15 protein-coding genes are annotated in these 14697 nt (G+C 74.0%); 4 read left to right on the top strand and 11 right to left on the bottom strand.

The annotated features are described in order from the left end of the window. Window positions 1–44: 44 nt before the first annotated feature. From BUE45_RS02405 to BUE45_RS02390, 4 genes are all read right to left on the bottom strand, one after another. Window positions 45–1055, bottom strand: coding sequence for a hemolysin family protein (locus tag BUE45_RS02405; protein WP_073374406.1), 1011 nt, complete (start codon window positions 1053–1055; stop codon window positions 45–47). Beyond that, window positions 1052–2437 carry a hemolysin family protein gene (locus tag BUE45_RS02400; protein ID WP_073374404.1) on the bottom strand — a complete coding sequence of 462 codons (1386 nt, stop codon included), beginning with the start codon at window positions 2435–2437 and terminating at the stop codon, window positions 1052–1054. Before BUE45_RS02400 ends, BUE45_RS02405 begins: the two co-directional genes overlap by 4 nt. Before the next feature lie 264 nt (window positions 2438–2701). Further along, window positions 2702–3262, bottom strand: coding sequence for a TrmH family RNA methyltransferase (locus tag BUE45_RS02395; protein ID WP_245832717.1), 561 nt, complete (start codon window positions 3260–3262; stop codon window positions 2702–2704). Between the two features lie 122 nt (window positions 3263–3384). After that, complete coding sequence (locus BUE45_RS02390) at window positions 3385–4020, bottom strand: class I SAM-dependent methyltransferase (RefSeq protein ID WP_073374400.1); 636 nt, start codon at window positions 4018–4020, stop codon at window positions 3385–3387. A 325-nt stretch (window positions 4021–4345) separates the two neighbouring features. Here BUE45_RS02390 and BUE45_RS02385 point away from each other — a divergent pair, with 325 nt between their 5' ends. Next, window positions 4346–4624, top strand: a complete 279-nt coding sequence (locus tag BUE45_RS02385; RefSeq protein WP_073374398.1) for a DUF1876 domain-containing protein — start codon at window positions 4346–4348, stop codon at window positions 4622–4624. A gap of 239 nt (window positions 4625–4863) precedes the next feature. Continuing rightward, the gene (locus BUE45_RS02380; RefSeq protein WP_073375319.1) at window positions 4864–6138 is read left to right on the top strand and encodes an APC family permease; all 1275 of its coding nucleotides are present in this window, start codon (window positions 4864–4866) and stop codon (window positions 6136–6138) included. Between the two features lie 191 nt (window positions 6139–6329). On the opposite strand, the gene BUE45_RS02375 is transcribed toward BUE45_RS02380, so the two are convergent. Together BUE45_RS02375 and BUE45_RS02370 are read right to left on the bottom strand one after the other, a co-directional pair. After that, a complete protein-coding gene (locus tag BUE45_RS02375; RefSeq protein WP_073374396.1) occupies window positions 6330–7319 on the bottom strand; it encodes an alpha/beta hydrolase in 990 nt (329 codons plus the stop codon). 47 nt (window positions 7320–7366) lie between these two features. Beyond that, on the bottom strand, window positions 7367–7684 hold the full coding sequence (locus BUE45_RS02370; protein ID WP_073374394.1) for a putative quinol monooxygenase: 318 nt from the start codon (window positions 7682–7684) through the stop codon (window positions 7367–7369). 185 nt (window positions 7685–7869) lie between these two features. Here BUE45_RS02370 and BUE45_RS02365 point away from each other — a divergent pair, with 185 nt between their 5' ends. Further along, complete coding sequence (locus BUE45_RS02365; RefSeq protein WP_073374392.1) at window positions 7870–8775, top strand: AraC family transcriptional regulator; 906 nt, start codon at window positions 7870–7872, stop codon at window positions 8773–8775. A gap of 139 nt (window positions 8776–8914) precedes the next feature. After that, window positions 8915–9676 (top strand): SDR family NAD(P)-dependent oxidoreductase, encoded by a 762-nt coding sequence (locus BUE45_RS02360; RefSeq protein ID WP_073374390.1) that lies wholly within the window; start codon window positions 8915–8917, stop codon window positions 9674–9676. A 251-nt stretch (window positions 9677–9927) separates the two neighbouring features. Here BUE45_RS02360 and BUE45_RS02355 read toward each other — a convergent pair whose 3' ends face one another. The 5 genes from BUE45_RS02355 to BUE45_RS02335 form a co-directional block, all read right to left on the bottom strand. Further along, window positions 9928–10689 carry an NUDIX hydrolase gene (locus BUE45_RS02355; RefSeq protein ID WP_073374388.1) on the bottom strand — a complete coding sequence of 254 codons (762 nt, stop codon included), beginning with the start codon at window positions 10687–10689 and terminating at the stop codon, window positions 9928–9930. Then, window positions 10686–11420 (bottom strand): HAD family hydrolase, encoded by a 735-nt coding sequence (locus BUE45_RS02350; RefSeq protein ID WP_073374386.1) that lies wholly within the window; start codon window positions 11418–11420, stop codon window positions 10686–10688. Before BUE45_RS02350 ends, BUE45_RS02355 begins: the two co-directional genes overlap by 4 nt. Window positions 11421–11573: 153 nt before the next feature. Continuing rightward, on the bottom strand, window positions 11574–12521 hold the full coding sequence (locus BUE45_RS02345; RefSeq protein ID WP_073374384.1) for a VWA domain-containing protein: 948 nt from the start codon (window positions 12519–12521) through the stop codon (window positions 11574–11576). A gap of 34 nt (window positions 12522–12555) precedes the next feature. Then, window positions 12556–13515, bottom strand: a complete 960-nt coding sequence (locus tag BUE45_RS02340) for a DUF58 domain-containing protein (RefSeq protein WP_073374382.1) — start codon at window positions 13513–13515, stop codon at window positions 12556–12558. A gap of 6 nt (window positions 13516–13521) precedes the next feature. Then, a complete protein-coding gene (locus BUE45_RS02335; RefSeq protein ID WP_073374381.1) occupies window positions 13522–14586 on the bottom strand; it encodes an AAA family ATPase in 1065 nt (354 codons plus the stop codon). Window positions 14587–14697: the final 111 nt, after the last annotated feature.

Here is a 14697-nt window from a genome sequence, read left to right as displayed (position 1 = left end):
GCCCGGGGTCGTACGACCCCGGGCCCCTCCGCTCATCCCGACCGTCAGGCGGCGGTCTCCAGCAGCAGCAGCCGGTCCAGGATGTCCTGGAGGGTGACCAGGCCGATGGTCCGGCCGTCCTCCTCCACCAGGGACAGGTGGCTGCGGCTCTCCCGCATGATGCTCATGGCCGAGTACATCGGCGTGCCCGCGGGCAGCGTCAGCACCGGGCGCATGAGGTCGGCGGCGGTCGTGCCCGCCGGGCTCGCCAGCGCCTCGCGCACGTGCAGCACGCCCACCGGCTCGCCCCCGTCCACGACCACCAGGCGCAGGTGCGAGGACTCGCGGGAGACCCGCTTGATCTCCTCCACACCGTCGTCGGGCTCCACCGAGGCCATCTCCTCGCTGGGGGTGACGATCTCGCTCAGCGGCCGGGAGTTGACCTCCAGCGCCGTGGCCAGCTGGTCACGGCGGTCGGAGTCCAGCGCACCGGCCTTGGCCGAGTGCTCCACCAGTTCCCGCACGTCCTCCGGGTTGTGCCCGGAGTGCATCTCGTCCACGGCCTCCACACCGAACCGGTGCAGGCACCAGTTCGCGATGCCGTTGAGGCCGAGCAGCAGCGGCCGGGTGAACCACATGAACACCCGCATCGGGACCGCCAGCATGATCGCCGACTTCTCCGGGTGCGAGATCGCCCACGACTTGGGGGCCATCTCGCCCACGACCAGGTGCAGGAAGGTCACGATGATCAGCGACACCACGAACGAGACCACGTATCCCACCGCGCTGGGCAGTCCGCCGAAGAGCGGCTCCAGCAGGTGGTGGAACGCGGGCTTGGAGATCGCGCCCAGCGCCAGGGCGCACAGCGTGATCCCCAGCTGGGAGCCGGCCAGCAGCAGCGACAGGTCCCGGGCGCTCTTGACGGCCGCCCGCGCCGAGGCGCTGGTCTTGGCCGCCTCCTCCAGCCGGTAGCGGCGGGCCGCCACCAGCGCGAACTCGATCGCGACGAAGAAGGCGCTCAGGGCGATGATGATCACCGTCAGCGTCAGCGCCAGCCAGATGTTCATGTCGCTCATGCGCGCACCTCCTCGGCCTTCTCCTCGGCGCCGGACTCGTGCAGGCGGACCTCCACCGTGTGCGGCACGTGCCGCTGGACGGAGGACACCCGCAGGGTCAGGGCCATGTCGGGATCGTCGTCGTGGGCGCTGGTCGGCCGCGGCAGCGCCAGCTCCAGGGTGTCGCCGACCTCGGGCAGCCGGTGCAGCTCGTGGATGACCAGGCCGCCCAGCGTCTCGTAGTCGCCCTCGGGCAGGTCGTGCTCGATCAGCCGCTCGACCTCGTCGATGTGCAGCGCGCCGGGGACCAGGTAGGAGCCCTCCCCGTCCAGGTGGGCGGGGACCTCCTCCTCCGGGGTGTGCTCGTCGGCGATCTCGCCGACCAGCTCCTCGGCCAGGTCCTCGGTGGTGATCACGCCGGCCAGGCCGCCGTACTCGTCCACCACGCACGCGAACTCCTCGTTCGCCTCGCGCAGCTGGTCGAGCACGCCCGGCAGCGGCAGCGACGCCGGGACCATGACGGTGGGCCGGGCCACCTCGCTGACCTTGACGTGCTCCAGGTCGCGGTCGCCCAGCGCCAGCACGTCGCGCAGGCAGATGACGCCCACGATGTCGTCCACGCCGTCGCCCAGGACCGGGAAACGGGAGTGGTCGGAGGCCATCAGCTCCACGACGCGGCTGACCGGGTCGCCCTCCTCCACGGTGGTGACCTCCGGACGCGGGATCATCGCGTGCCCGGCGGTGCTCTCGTGGAAGTCCAGGGTGCGGTCCAACAGGGTGGACAGCTCCGCGGGCAGGTCCCCGCTCTGCTTGGACTCGGCGATGATGCTCTCCAGGTCGCGCGGGGTCGCCGCGTGCTGGACGTCCTCGACCGGCTCGATCCGCGCCAGCTTCAGGAGCAGGATCGCCGCCTGGTCGAACAGCCAGATGACCGGTCCGAAGATCTTCAGGTAGATCCCCGTGGACAGGGCCAGGGCGCGGGCCACCGGCTCGGGCCGGGCGATCGCCAGGTTCTTGGGGAAGAGCTCCCCGAAGACCATCTGCACGACGGTCGAGAAGAGCAGCGCCAGGGTGATGCCGATCGCGGCGCCCACCCCCGCGGGCACTCCGACGCCGCCGAGCAGCTCGCCGATGCCCTCTCCGATCAGCGGCTCGGCGACGTAGCCGACGAGCAGCGCGGTGACCGTGATGCCCAGCTGGGCACCGGAGAGCATGAACGACGTGCGGTTGGTGATGCCCAGCGCCCGCTTGGCGCCGGCGTCACCCGCCGAGGCCCGCGCCCGCAGCCGGGAGCGGTCCACGGCCATGTAGCCGAATTCCTGGGCGACGAAGTATCCCGTCGCCACGGTGATCAGGAAGACCACCAGAATCCCCAGGCCGATACTGAGAACGGTGCTCATCATCGGGCACGCACCGCCTGGGAGGTGTTCCCGGCGCGACCGGGAACGGATCTATGAGGGCGCGTGCCCCCGGGAGAAGGAGGCTCGTCGGTTTCGGAGCCGCAGCATCCCTTGGGGATGCCGCCGGTACTTCGGGACGGGTCCACTTTTCCTCTCTCTGCGCTCGTGCGCTGCGGATGAATGCCGTTTCGGGTACGGCTGTGACAGGTGAGAGACCTGCTACGCGATCAAGGACGAAGGAAGGCGGGGGAAAGTTCCCGCCCGTTCCTACTTCCCGATCGGAGCGTCCGTCTCACCACCGGATGAGGCCCACTCGCGACGGCGGGCCTCGGCGAGCGCGATCGCGGTGGCCACGGCCACGTTCAGCGATCCCACCCGCCCGATCTGGGGAATGTACGTGAGGGCGTCCGCGCCGGCCAGCAGGGCGGGGGAGCACCCGTGGTCCTCGGCGCCCACGGCCAGGCACACGTCGCCCTCCAGCGGGGCGACGTGCAGGGGCACGGCCCCCGTGGCCAGTTCCAGGGCGACCACCCTGTACCCGTCCGCGCGGGCGGCGGAGAGCGCCTCGGCGGTGGAGCCGGCCCGGACGTGGTCGACCTTGGCGGCGGTGCCCAGGGCGGTCTTGCCGACCTTGGGGTCCAGCGGGTCGGCGCTGTTGCCCGCCAGCCACAGGCGGTCCACGCCCAGGGTCGCGCAGGTGCGCAGGATCGAGCCCAGGTTGTAGGGCTGGGTGACCGACTCGACGATCAGGGCGAGGCGCCCCTCGGTGCTCCTGCGCCACTGGCGGTTCAGGCGTTTGACGTCGGTGGGGCGCAACTGCGTGCTCAACTGCGGTGTGTTCCTCGGCGGGATCGGCGTGGATGGTCGCACCCGTGTCCGGGTGTGCGCACCAGGGTACCGGGCGCGCCCCCGGCGCGCACGTGCGGGCGGGCACCGCGGGGGCGATCGCCTCAGGTGGGGGCCGGTCCGCGGCGCACGGCCAGCACCCTAAAGCCCGCCCGGGACGCGGCCCGCTCGGTCGGGAACCCCTGCTGCTCCAGCCACTTGTGCAGCGAGTCCGCGCCCAGGTGGCGCTGGACGACCAGGTGGGCGGTGCCCTGTTCGGACAGCCGTCCCAGCCACACCCGCAGCAGGGTGTGCAGGACGTCCTTGCCGACCCGGATCGGGGGGTTGGACCAGAGCGCGTCGAAGGGCCCGGCCAGGTCGGGGGCGTCCTCCTGCGCGGGCTCCCCCTCGGGGGTGACGACCGCGAAGTCCGCGTTGCCCAGCCCGTGGGCGGCGGCGTTGCGGCGGGCCAGGCCCACCGCGCGGGAGTTCACGTCCACGCCCAGCACGCGGGCGCCCGGCGCCCGGGAGGCCAGCGTCAGCGCGATCGGGCCGTAGCCGCAGCCCACGTCCAGCAGCCGCCCGCCGGGGGGCGGGGCGGGGACGGTCTCCAGCAGGACCCGGGTGCCCAGGTCCACCTTGTCGGGGGAGAACACGCCGCGGTCGGTGTGCAGCCGCAGGTGCAGGTCGGGCAGGACCAGGTCCGCGGTGGAGGGACGGCTGGGGGCGTCCGGGTCGGAGTCGAAGTAGTGCTGGGCCACGCCGTGACGCTACCAGCACCGACGGGCCGCCCGGCCCCGGCAAAAACCTCGCATGAGCGGGGAAACGACACGCCAAGCCCGGCCGCGGAGGGGCGAAGGGTGCCGAAGATGGAGTTAGCCGGCCACGGCCGCCGGGAACCCCGTGGGGACACGCCGCGGGCCCCGGCCGCCGGGAGGCCGGCGCGCGGGCGCCCTCCCGGCCCCGCCACCGACGCGGGGCGCGGGGGAGCCGGCGGGGCACGGCGCCCCGGTCCCGTCCGGGCCGGGCGCGCACAGCGGATCACCCACCCGGCGCGGGGCCGGGACGAGCCCGGAGGGGGCGCAGATGCACACGACCAAGCGCTGGAACGTCGACGTCGTGGTCTCAGAGGAGAACGAGGGCGAGGCCGCCCGGACCTGGGCGGAGGTGGGCGTGGTCGCCGACGACGGCACGGCGCTGCGGGGCCACGGGATGGCCCGCAAGCACCCGATGGACATGGACGTCCCCGAGATCGGCGAGGAGCTCGCCGTGTCGCGGGCGCTGTCGGACCTGTCGCGCCAGCTCCGCCAGGTCGCCGCCGAGGACATCAACGACAACACCGGCACCCCGTGGCGGCCCACCTGATCCGGGCCGGCCCGGGCGCCGCGGACACGGGGGCGGGCCCCCGGACCCCTCGGGGGCCGGGGGCCCGCCCGTGCCCGCCCGGCCGGTCCCCGACACCCCCCGGACCGGAAGCGGCCATCCCCGCCACCGGGGGAACGCACCCGGTGGTCACCGGCATCGGGCACACTCGAAGCGTCGAACGGGAAGGAGACCACGGGCCGCGGGGCCCGCCGCCGACGTCCATCAGCCAAGGAGACGCCCTGTTGACCACCTCATCACCGCAGGCCGGACCCTCCCGGGTTCTCGGCACCGTCGACGCGGTCGCCATCGGTGCGGGCGCGATGCTGGGAGCCGGGGTCTTCTCGGTGTTCGCCCCCGCGGCCGAGGGGGCCGGGGCGTGGCTGCCCGTGGCGATCCTCATCGCCGGCCTGGTGGCGTACTGCAACGCCGTGTCCTGCGCGCGCCTGGCCGCCCGCCACCCGGAGTCGGGCGGTGCCTACGTGTACGGCCGGGAGCGGCTGGGCGACCTGTGGGGCTACCTGGCCGGCTGGTCGTTCGTGGTGGGCAAGCTGGCCTCCTGCGCGGCGATGGCGCTGACCTTCGCCGCCTACGTGCTGCCCGGCTGGGAGAGACCCGTGGCGGCCGCCGCCGTGGTGGCGATGACCGCCGTGGGCTACCGGGGGGTCCGCCGCTCCACGGCCGTGGTCAAGGTCCTGCTGGCCGCGGTGCTGGCGGTCCTGGCCGGTGTGGTGGTCGCCATGCTGGCGAGCGGGCGGCTGGCCGCCGTCGCGGAGGTCGACGGACTCGGGCCCTGGCCGGGGTCCTTCGGGGTCCTGGGCGCCGCCGGGATGGTCTTCTTCGCGTTCGCCGGGTACGCCCGGGTGGCGACCCTGGGCGGGGAGGTCCGCGACCCGGCGACGACCATCCCGCGCGCCATCGCCCTGTCCCTGGGCGGGGTGCTGCTGATCTACCTGGTGGTGGGTACCGGGACGCTCATCGTCCTGGGCCGGGAGCGGCTCATCAACTCCACGGCGCCGCTGGTGGACGTGGTGCGGGTCGCCGGGCTTGACTGGGCGGCCCCGGTGGTGGCCGCCGGGGCCGCGGTGGCCTGCCTGGGGGCGCTGATCACCCTGCTCATGGGGGTCACCCGCACGACCGCGGCGATGGCCGCGGACGGGCACCTGCCCCGGGTGCTGGCGCGGCTCGGCGGACGGCACGGGGTGCCGGTGTACGCGGAGGCGCTGATCGCCGCGATCGTGGTGGGCCTGGTGCTGTTCACCGACCTGGCGGGGGCGATCTCCTTCTCGGCGTTCGGGGTGCTGGTGTACTACGCCATCGCCAACGCCTCCGCGCTGCGGCTGGGGCCCGACGAGCCCCGCCCGCCGCTCCCGGTGCCGCTGGGCGGCCTGGTGGGGTGCGTGGTGCTGGCGTGCAGCCTGCCGCTGGGAGCGGTCGCGGTCGGCGCCGCGGTGCTCGCGGTGGGAGCGGCCCTGTGGTGGGTGCGCGACCGCCTGTCCGCCCGAGCGGGGGAGTAGGGACTGTTCGGCGACCGGTGCGGTCGGGGATCGGAGCACCGGGTGTGCCGCCCGTGAACGCGGCACCGTCCGGGCCGGAGTGCTCGACGGCGGCGCGGGAGCGGGCGCACTGCGCGGGGGCGGGGTCCACCGCCCGCACGTGGGCGGCCGGGCGGCGGGTCGGTCCGGAGGCGGAGCGCGGTCGCGTGTCGTCACCGCGCCCCCTGGAGACCACTCGCCCGGGCGGCCGGGGCCAGGAGCCGGGCGAGCCAGTCGTTGCGCGTCCGGCGGGCCGCGGCCGAGACGCGGGCCCGCGGGTACAGCGCGTCGAACCCGTGGAAGCCCCCCGACCACACGTGCAGCTCGCACTGACCGCCGGCCGCCCAGATCCCCGCGGCGTAGGCGACGTCCTCGTCGCGGAAGACCTCGGCCGAACCGGTGTCGATGTAGGCGGCCGGGAGCCCCGAGAGGTCCTCGGCCAGGGCGGGTGATACGCGGGCGGGCACGTCGCCGTCGGTGGGGTCGCCCAGGAGGGAGCGCCAGCCGAACGCGTTCTTCTCCCGGGTCCACACGCCCGGGCCGCCGGAGTACTGGTGGCTGGAGACGGTGTCGTTGCGGTGGTCGAGCATGGGACCGACGAGCACCTGGGCGGCGATGGCGGGGGCACCCTCCTCACGCGCCGCCAGGCAGACCCCGGCGGCCAGGCCCCCGCCCGCGCTGGCGCCCGCGACGATCACCCGGTCGGGGTCGACGCCCAGTTCGGCCGCGTGCCCGACGACCCAGCGCAGGCCCCGGAGGCAGTCGTCGACCGGGGTGGTGCCGGTGGCCTCCGGTGCCAGCCGGTAGTCCACGGAGACCACGACGGCGCCGAACAGGTCGAGCCACTCCAGGGGGAGGTCGATCTGGGAGAAGCGGTCGCCCATGACCATGCCTCCTCCGTGCATCCAGTAAATGCACGGTGCCGCCGCGGGGCGGTCGGCCCCCGAGGGGCGGAACACCGAGAGGGTGATCCGCGCTCCGTCCGGGGTGGGGAGGACGACCTCGGAGTGCTCGGCCGCCCGGCCGGCCAGGAGCGTCTCGATCGGGGTCGGCGGCAGGGCGCGCAGCATCGCGAGCATCCCGGGGTCGAGGTCGGTGGTCAGGGGCAGGTCGGCGAGCAGCGCGCTCAGTTCGGGGTCGGTGGCGGGGCGGGGCGGTGCCATGGCGGGTTCCTCTGCGTGCGGGTCGGGCGGGTCCGGGGCGATCGGTCTCAGAAGGCGGCCCTGCCGCCGACGGGGACGTGGTCCGTGTACGCGGACTCCCGGGCCAGCAGCCCCTGGACCCGCGCCACGATGGCCTGTGCGGCCTCGCCCGCGAAGATCCGGTGGTGGTCGTCCTCGCTGGTCCAGCCCTCGATGACGTGCACGGTGTCGGGGTCGGAGGCCGAACGCGAGACGAGGTAGACCGCGCAGTGCTCGCTCGCTCCCGGGCCGCCCTCGTCCAGGCCGGTCAGCAGCAGGGCGACCAGTTCCCCGCCCTTTCCGGGGCGGGCGGTCAGGGTGGCGCTGAATCCGTAGCCGACGTCCATGGTTTTCTCCTGCGCTTGGGGTAATGACAGGTCGGGGAATGCCCTTCCGGGCTGACGCGCCCTCCGGAATTCCTTGTCGCCATTCCATCGACCGCAGGCGGGGAAAGGTAGCGACATACTCTCTCGGTCTTGCATGATCCTCTCGAACAGGGGAGGAGCCTGCCGCCGCGTGCTGTAATCGGGGCATGCCTCTCGACGAGCTCCGCTCCCTGCTGGCCCGACACGCCCGACCCGACTGGACCACAGCCCTCGACGGCGTGTTCGTCTCCAGGGTCGACCGCGCGGCTCCGCCGGCGCCGTCGATGTTCGGAACGGTGCTGGCGGTCATCGCCCAGGGCGCCAAACACCTCGCCCTCGGCGACCGGATCCACGAGTACGGCGCCGGGCAGTACCTCGTCGCCTCGGTCGACCTGCCCGTCACCGGCCGGTTCGCCGGGGCCTCCCCGGACCGTCCGGCGCTGGGCTTCGGGATGGCCCTGGACCCCGCCCTCATCGCCGAAGTGCTGTTGCGGGCCGGGCCCGGCGACCTGCCGCGCGTCGGGACGGGCGCGCCGCCGGGCATCGCCGTCAGCGACGCCTCCGAGGAGCTGATCGACGCCGTGGTCCGGCTGCTGCGCCTGCTCGACCGCCCCCGTGACCGGGCGGTGCTCGCCCCGCTGGTCCGGCGCGAGATCCTCTGGCTGCTGATCACCGGGGACCAGGGCGGCACCGTGCGCCAGCTGGGCCTGGCCGACAGCGGGCTCAGCCACATCGCGCGGGCGGTGCGGTGGATCCGGGAGAACTACGCCGAGCCGTTCCGGGTGGAGGAGGTGGCACGGCTGTCGGGCATGAGCGTGTCCGCCTTCCACCGCAACTTCCGCGGGGTGACCGCGATGAGCCCCATCCAGTTCCAGAAGCAGATCCGGTTGCAGGAGGCCCGGCTGCTGCTGGCCACCCGCCCCCGCGACGTCGCCGGGGTCGGCCACCGCGTCGGGTACGACAGCCCCTCGCAGTTCAGCCGGGAGTACCGGCGCCGGTTCGGGGTGCCCCCGGGTGAGGACGCCGCCCGCCTGCGCCTGTCCGGGCCGGCGGCCGCTCCCGCCCTGCCCTGAGGTGCGCGCCTGACGGGGCCGGCAGGATCGTGCACGGGAACGGGAGGAACGTTCTTCTCCCGGTCCGACCCCCGCTGATTGCATGGGAGGAGTCGGACCGGAACGGCCCCAGGGGCCGGGGAATTCAGGGAGAAGAACAATGAAGGTCGCCATTGTCACGGGTGGCAGCTCCGGTATCGGGCGCAGCGCGGCGGTGCACATCGCCCGGCGGGGGAACGGGGTGATCGTGACCTACGGCGACAACCGGCAGGGGGCCCTGGACGCGGTGGCCGAGATCGAAGAGGAGGGCGGCACGGCCGTCGCCCTCCCGCTGGACGTCGGCGAAACGGGGGGCTTCCCGGCCTTCCGGGCCTCCGTGGCCGAGGCACTGGGCGGGCGCTGGGGGCGCGACACGTTCGACCACCTCGTGAACAACGCCGGGTTCGGCCGGGCGGCACCGTTCGAGGACACGACCGAGGAGCTGTTCGACAGGTTCACCCGGGTCCTGCTCAAGGGCCCGTACTTCCTGACGCAGACCCTGCTGCCGCTGCTGGCGGACGGCGGGGCCGTGGTGAACACCGCCAGCAGTTCCGCGTCGGCGGCCACCGGCCTGGAGGCCGGCTACTCGGCCTACGCCTCGGCCAAGGGCGGGGTGGTCGTCATGTCGCGGTATCTGGCCAAGGAGCTCAGCGGTCGGGGCATCCGGGTCAACTCCGTGTCCCCGGGACCGACCCGTACCCGGATCTCCGACGACGCCTTCGAGCGCTTCCCCGAGGTGCTCCCGGCCCTGGCGGCGCGGACCGCGCTGGGCCGCGTGGGCGAGCCCGACGACATCGGCACGGTGATCGCCTCCCTGGTCTCGGAGGAGGGGCGCTGGATCACCGCGCAGAACATCGAGGTCACCGGCGGGTACGACCTGTGACCGACACCCGGTGGGGAAAGGCCCCGGGGCCGCCACGTGTCGGCGGCGGCACCGGTGAGGGGAGGCCGCCCGGTCGAAGGGGCGCACCGACCGCGGCGGCCGGATCGGGGCACTCACCGGTTCGACGGCTCCGGACGGTCGTCGGGGGCGGGCCGCCGTCGGTCGCCGCCCGGGGCCTCCCGCCCGGGCCCGCGCGACACCGCCGACGCCCGAAGGCGCGGGGACGGGCTCCGGACACGGGCCGGCCGGTGTCAGCCGCCGACCAGGAACTCCAGGCCGCGCCGGGTGGTGGTCGACAGGCGCAGGCCGCCCAGTTGGTCGGGGGTGAACCAGGCGCAGTCGGCGGTGGAGCCGCTCTCCTCCAGCACCCGCGCCGGGACCGGGCGGGCCACGTGGACGTGGGAGAACACCCACACCGCGTACACCTCGTGCCCGCTCGGCGGGACGCGGTGGTGGCTGGAGACGGTGATGAGGCGGCCCACCACGCCGTCCTGGCCGGTCTCCTCGCGGACCTCGCGGCGCAGCGCCGAGCGCACGTCCTCGCCCGGGTCGACGCCGCCGCCCGGCAGGTGCCAGGTGCCCGCGCCGGGGAAGCCGTCGGCGATGAGGCTGAGCATGATGCGCCCGCCCGGGTCGGTGACGATCCCGTAGGAGGCCATGCGGCGCAGCCGCGGCCGGCCGCCGCCGGGCTCGGGCTCCTCGGGCACGAGTTCGGCCGTCCCGGGTTCCAGTCCCTGCGGGGGGAGCACCGCGGGCCAGGCGTCGGCGGCGTCGGGGGTGGCGAACACCACCCGGTCCACGTGCAGCGGGGTGGGGGCGCGGCCCGGGGTGGAGGCGACCTCGGTGATCACGTCCAGCGCCACGAGGGGGGCGTCCCCGGGCAGGCCGCCCAGGGCGCGGGCCAGGGCCGCGGGGTCCTGGCCGAACAGGACGCGGGCGCCCAGCAGGCGGGGCCCGTCGGCCCCGCGGACGACCAGGTGCGCGGTGACCCGGCGGGGGAGCACGGGGATCACAGCGACCCCGCGGCGGCGGAGGGCAGGCCGACCAGGCGCAGCAGCTCGTCCAGGCTCTGGACGCTGGTGACGCCCTCGTAGCGGCGGCCGTGGTGCCGGTCGATCATGATCGGGCGCATGCGCGAGGCCATGGCGCCCAGCCCGTCGGCCTGGATCTGGTCGCCCACGTGCCAGCAGGAGGCGGGGTCCACGCCCAGGCGCTGGGCGGTGAGGTGGAAGATGCGGGGGTCGGGCTTGCCCTTGCCGGCGCCGGCGCTGTCGGCGCAGACGACGGCGTGGAAGTAGGGGGTCAGCTCCAGGGCCTGGAGCTTGGCGTGCTGGAGGGCCTCGATGCCGTTGGTGAGGACGGCCAGCCGGTACCCGGCCGAGCCCAGGGCGTTGAGGACGGGCACGGTGTCGGGGAAGACCCGCCAGGCGGAGCGGTGGGCGTCCAGGTACATGCGGTACAGCTCGTCGCAGTGCTGGTCGGCGATGCCCGCGTGCCCGGCCTGGACGGCCAGGGCGCGCACCCGCTCGCGGCGCTGGCCCTCCAGGGACAGGTCGCCGCGCAGGTAGGCCCCGAAGGAGATCTCGGTCTGCACGTCCCACAGGGTGCGGGCGGCGCCGAAGTCCGGGTGTCCGATCCGCTCCATGATCGCGCGCAGTCCGGCGGAGGAGGCGGCGAGGTCGTCGATCAGGGTGTCGTCCAGATCGAAGCAGATGGCGGTCGGGGCAGCGGGTGAGTTCGGCATCGTTCCTCAAGGGGTGGGCAGGACAAAACATGCCCACGCTAACCCGTGAAGATGACGAAAAAGGGGTAAACCCCACCGAAAGGGATGTGACCAGGGTCACAGGCCTGTAGTTCTCACGCTCCGTCGCCGCACGTCACGGCCCTGCGGCCTCCCCTAGGGCAGGCGCTGGAACCACAGCAGCGAGGTCACCGCCGTGGCGAGCGCCAGCAGGATCGCGACCAGCACGAACCGGGTGACGATCTCCTCGTGCACGGTCTCGGTCCCCAGCGAGGAGCCGATGTCCTCGTAGACGTCGTCCAGCTCGCCGCCGCTCTCGGCCTCGTAGAAGTGCCCCTCCGTGACCTGCGCCAGCTCCTGCAGCGCCTCCTTGTCGATGTCGGCCGGCACCTGGTAGCCGTCGATGTCGATCATCGCCGCCCCCGTGCCGAACGCGATCGTCGACACCGGGACGCCCTCGTCGCGGGCCGCCGCCGAGGCCTGCTCGATCTCCCGGCCGCTCGTGTTCTCCCCGTCCGACAGCAGCACGATCGCCGACGGGGGAGGGTCGTCCTGCGACTCCTCGTCGAACCCGCGGATCGACTCCAGGGACGCGAACACGCCCTCGCCGATCGCCGTCCCCGGCCCCAGCTGCAGGTTCTCGATCGAACCGACCACCGCCTGGTGGTCCTGGGTGGGGGAGGACACCACCGTCGACTGCGCCGAGAACGCCACCAGGCCCACGTTGAACCGGTCCGGCAGCGTCTCCACGAACCCCTGCGCCGACTCCTTGGCCGCCCGCAGCCGGTCCGGCTCGATGTCGGTCGCGGCCATGGACAGGGACACGTCCACCGCCACGATGATCGTCGCCCGCTCGCGCGGCTGCTCCACCGGCATCGCCGGCAGCGCCATCGCCGCGATCAGCACCCCCAGCGCCACCGTGAACAGCACCGCGGGCACGTGCCTGCGCGCGTCCGGCCGGTGCGGCGCCACCTGGTCCAGCAGGGACAGGTTGGTGAACCGCACCGTGTACTCGCGCCGCTGCGTCTGCGCGAACACGTACGCCGCCGCCAGCGGGACGAGCAGCAGCAGCCACCACAACCGCTCGGGTTCCAGGAAGGTCATCGGCCACTCCCCCGTCTCCAGGCCCGCCGCGGCCTCACCGCGGCACCCCCGGCGTGTGCCGGGACAGCCGGTGCGCGGTCCGCCTCTGGTGGATCACGAACCGTGCAATGTCCAGTACCCAGTCCCGGTCGGTTCGCAGCACGAGGTGCTGCACCCCGCTGCGGCGCAGTGCCAGCCGCACCTGCTCGCGCTGGGCCCGGGCCGCATCACGGTACCGCTCCCGCACCCCCCGCGTGAGCCGCACGTCGCGCACCCGGCCGCTCACGGGGTCCCGCAGCGTCACGTCGCCGATCTCGGGCAGGTCCAGCTCCCGGGGGTCGATCACCTCCACCACCAGCACCTGGTGCCGGGAGGCGATCCGCGACATCGACCGCTCCCAGGACACTTCCCCGCCGAACGCGGGGGTGTCCAGGAAATCGGAGACCACCACGCGCAGGCCGCGGCGCCGCCGCGTGCGCCCCAGGTCCTCCAGCGCCTCGCCCAGCCCCGCACCGCCGCCGCCCCGCGGGTCGTCCCCGGTCGGGGCCGCGGCCACCGTGGCCAGCAGCGACAGCAGCGCCTCGTTGCCCGAGCGGGCGGGCCAGCGCCGGATCACCCCGCGGTGCAGGAAGTGCGCGCCGAAGCGGTCGGCCACCCGCTGGGTGAGCAGGGTGACGGCGACCATCGCACCGACCGCCACGTCGCGCTTGACGTGGCGGTCGGTGCCGAAGTCCATGCTGGCCGACAGGTCCAGCAGGGTCCAGCTCTCCAGCTCGCGGTCGGCGACCACGTCCCGCACGTGCGGGGTGTCGGTGCGCGCGGTCACGGCCCAGTCCATGTGCCGCACGTCGTCCTCGCCCGGCTGGTACAGGCGGGCCTCGGCGGCCTCCGAGCCCGGCCCCAGGCGCAGGCCCAGGTGCTCACCGTGCAGCAGGCCCTCCAGCCGGTGCACGACGCGCAGGTCCAGCCGGCGCAGCGCGGAGCGCAGCCGAGGGTCGGTTCCCGGGGAGGTCACGGGGCCTCACCTCTGCACGGCGAACGAGGCGGTCTCCCCGCTGGGGGGTTCGTCCCAGATCACCCGCGGCGCGGGCACCGTGGCCAGGATGCGGTCCACGACCTGGACGGCGGTCACCCCGTCGGCCAGGGCGTCGAAGGTGAGCACCAGGCGGTGCGCGATGACGTCGCGGGCCAGGACCCGCACGTCGTCGGGCAGCACGTAGTCGCGCCCGCGCAGCAGCGCCAGGGCGCGCGCGGCGGCCACCAGGCCCAGGGTGGCCCGCGGGCTCGCCCCGACCTCCAGGACCCCGCGCAGGTCGGGCATCTGGTGGGCCTCGGGCTCGCGGGTGGCCATCACCAGGCGCACCACGTAGTCGGCGATGAGCTGGTGGACGTGCACCCGCTCGGCGTCGGCCTGGAGCTCGCCCAGGGTCACCGGGTCCAGGACCTGGTGGGCGGTGGGCGGGTCGGTGGACATCCGCCGCAGGATCTCCATCTCCTCGTGCGCCCGCGGGTGGCCGACCTCGACCTTCATCAGGAACCGGTCGCGCTGGGCCTCGGGCAGCGGGTAGACGCCCTCGGACTCCACCGGGTTCTGTGTGGCGATGACGATGAACGGGGAGGGGAGGGGGTAGGTGGTCCCGCCCAGGGAGACCTGCCGCTCGGCCATGACCTCCAGCAGGGCCGACTGCACCTTGGCGGGGGCCCGGTTGATCTCGTCGGCCAGGACGAAGTTGGCGAACACCGGTCCCAGCTCCACGTCGAACTGCTCGGTGGAGGGGTGGTAGATGCGCGTGCCGACGATGTCGGAGGGCACCAGGTCCGGGGTGAACTGCACGCGGGCGAAGGAGCCCCCGGTCACCTTGGCCAGGGTGGACACCGCCAGGGTCTTGGCGATGCCGGGCACCCCCTCGATGAGGCAGTGGCCCTTGGCCACCAGGGCGATCAGGGAGCGCTCCACCATCCGTTCCTGGCCCACGATGACCGTGGACACCTCGTGCAGCGCGGCGCGCAGCAGCCTGGTGGGCTCGCCCGGGGCGCCCTCGGAACCCGAGGGGGACGCGCCATTGCCGGGTGAGGTCTGTGCCATGTTCCGCCTTCCAGGCACGGCGCCCCGCCGGGGCGCCGGATAGGTTGTGGATCACTCACCTGTGGGCGAGACTACCCGCTCCGGGAGCATCGGACCGGTGCACAACGCGCC

Origin of the sequence: Nocardiopsis flavescens (assembly GCF_900141985.1) — a bacterium.
GTDB classification, from domain to species: Bacteria; Actinomycetota; Actinomycetes; order Streptosporangiales; family Streptosporangiaceae; genus Nocardiopsis; species Nocardiopsis flavescens.
Note: the sequence above shows the minus strand (reverse complement) of the source record. Positions and strands in the feature narration are given on the sequence as shown.

What these genes read in the sequence shown, in the direction of transcription:
- BUE45_RS02345 (WP_073374384.1), bottom strand. Translation starts at nt 12,521, where the DNA reads ATGACCTTCCTGGAACCCGAGCGGTTGTGGTGGCTGCTGCTGCTCGTC.
- BUE45_RS02365 (WP_073374392.1), top strand. Translation starts at nt 7,870, where the DNA reads ATGCCTCTCGACGAGCTCCGCTCCCTGCTGGCCCGACACGCCCGACCC.
- BUE45_RS02375 (WP_073374396.1), bottom strand. Translation starts at nt 7,319, where the DNA reads ATGGCACCGCCCCGCCCCGCCACCGACCCCGAACTGAGCGCGCTGCTC.
- BUE45_RS02405 (WP_073374406.1), bottom strand. Translation starts at nt 1,055, where the DNA reads ATGAGCGACATGAACATCTGGCTGGCGCTGACGCTGACGGTGATCATC.
- BUE45_RS02350 (WP_073374386.1), bottom strand. Translation starts at nt 11,420, where the DNA reads ATGCCGAACTCACCCGCTGCCCCGACCGCCATCTGCTTCGATCTGGAC.
- BUE45_RS02400 (WP_073374404.1), bottom strand. Translation starts at nt 2,437, where the DNA reads ATGATGAGCACCGTTCTCAGTATCGGCCTGGGGATTCTGGTGGTCTTC.
- BUE45_RS02335 (WP_073374381.1), bottom strand. Translation starts at nt 14,586, where the DNA reads ATGGCACAGACCTCACCCGGCAATGGCGCGTCCCCCTCGGGTTCCGAG.
- BUE45_RS02360 (WP_073374390.1), top strand. Translation starts at nt 8,915, where the DNA reads ATGAAGGTCGCCATTGTCACGGGTGGCAGCTCCGGTATCGGGCGCAGC.
- BUE45_RS02385 (WP_073374398.1), top strand. Translation starts at nt 4,346, where the DNA reads ATGCACACGACCAAGCGCTGGAACGTCGACGTCGTGGTCTCAGAGGAG.
- BUE45_RS02370 (WP_073374394.1), bottom strand. Translation starts at nt 7,684, where the DNA reads ATGGACGTCGGCTACGGATTCAGCGCCACCCTGACCGCCCGCCCCGGA.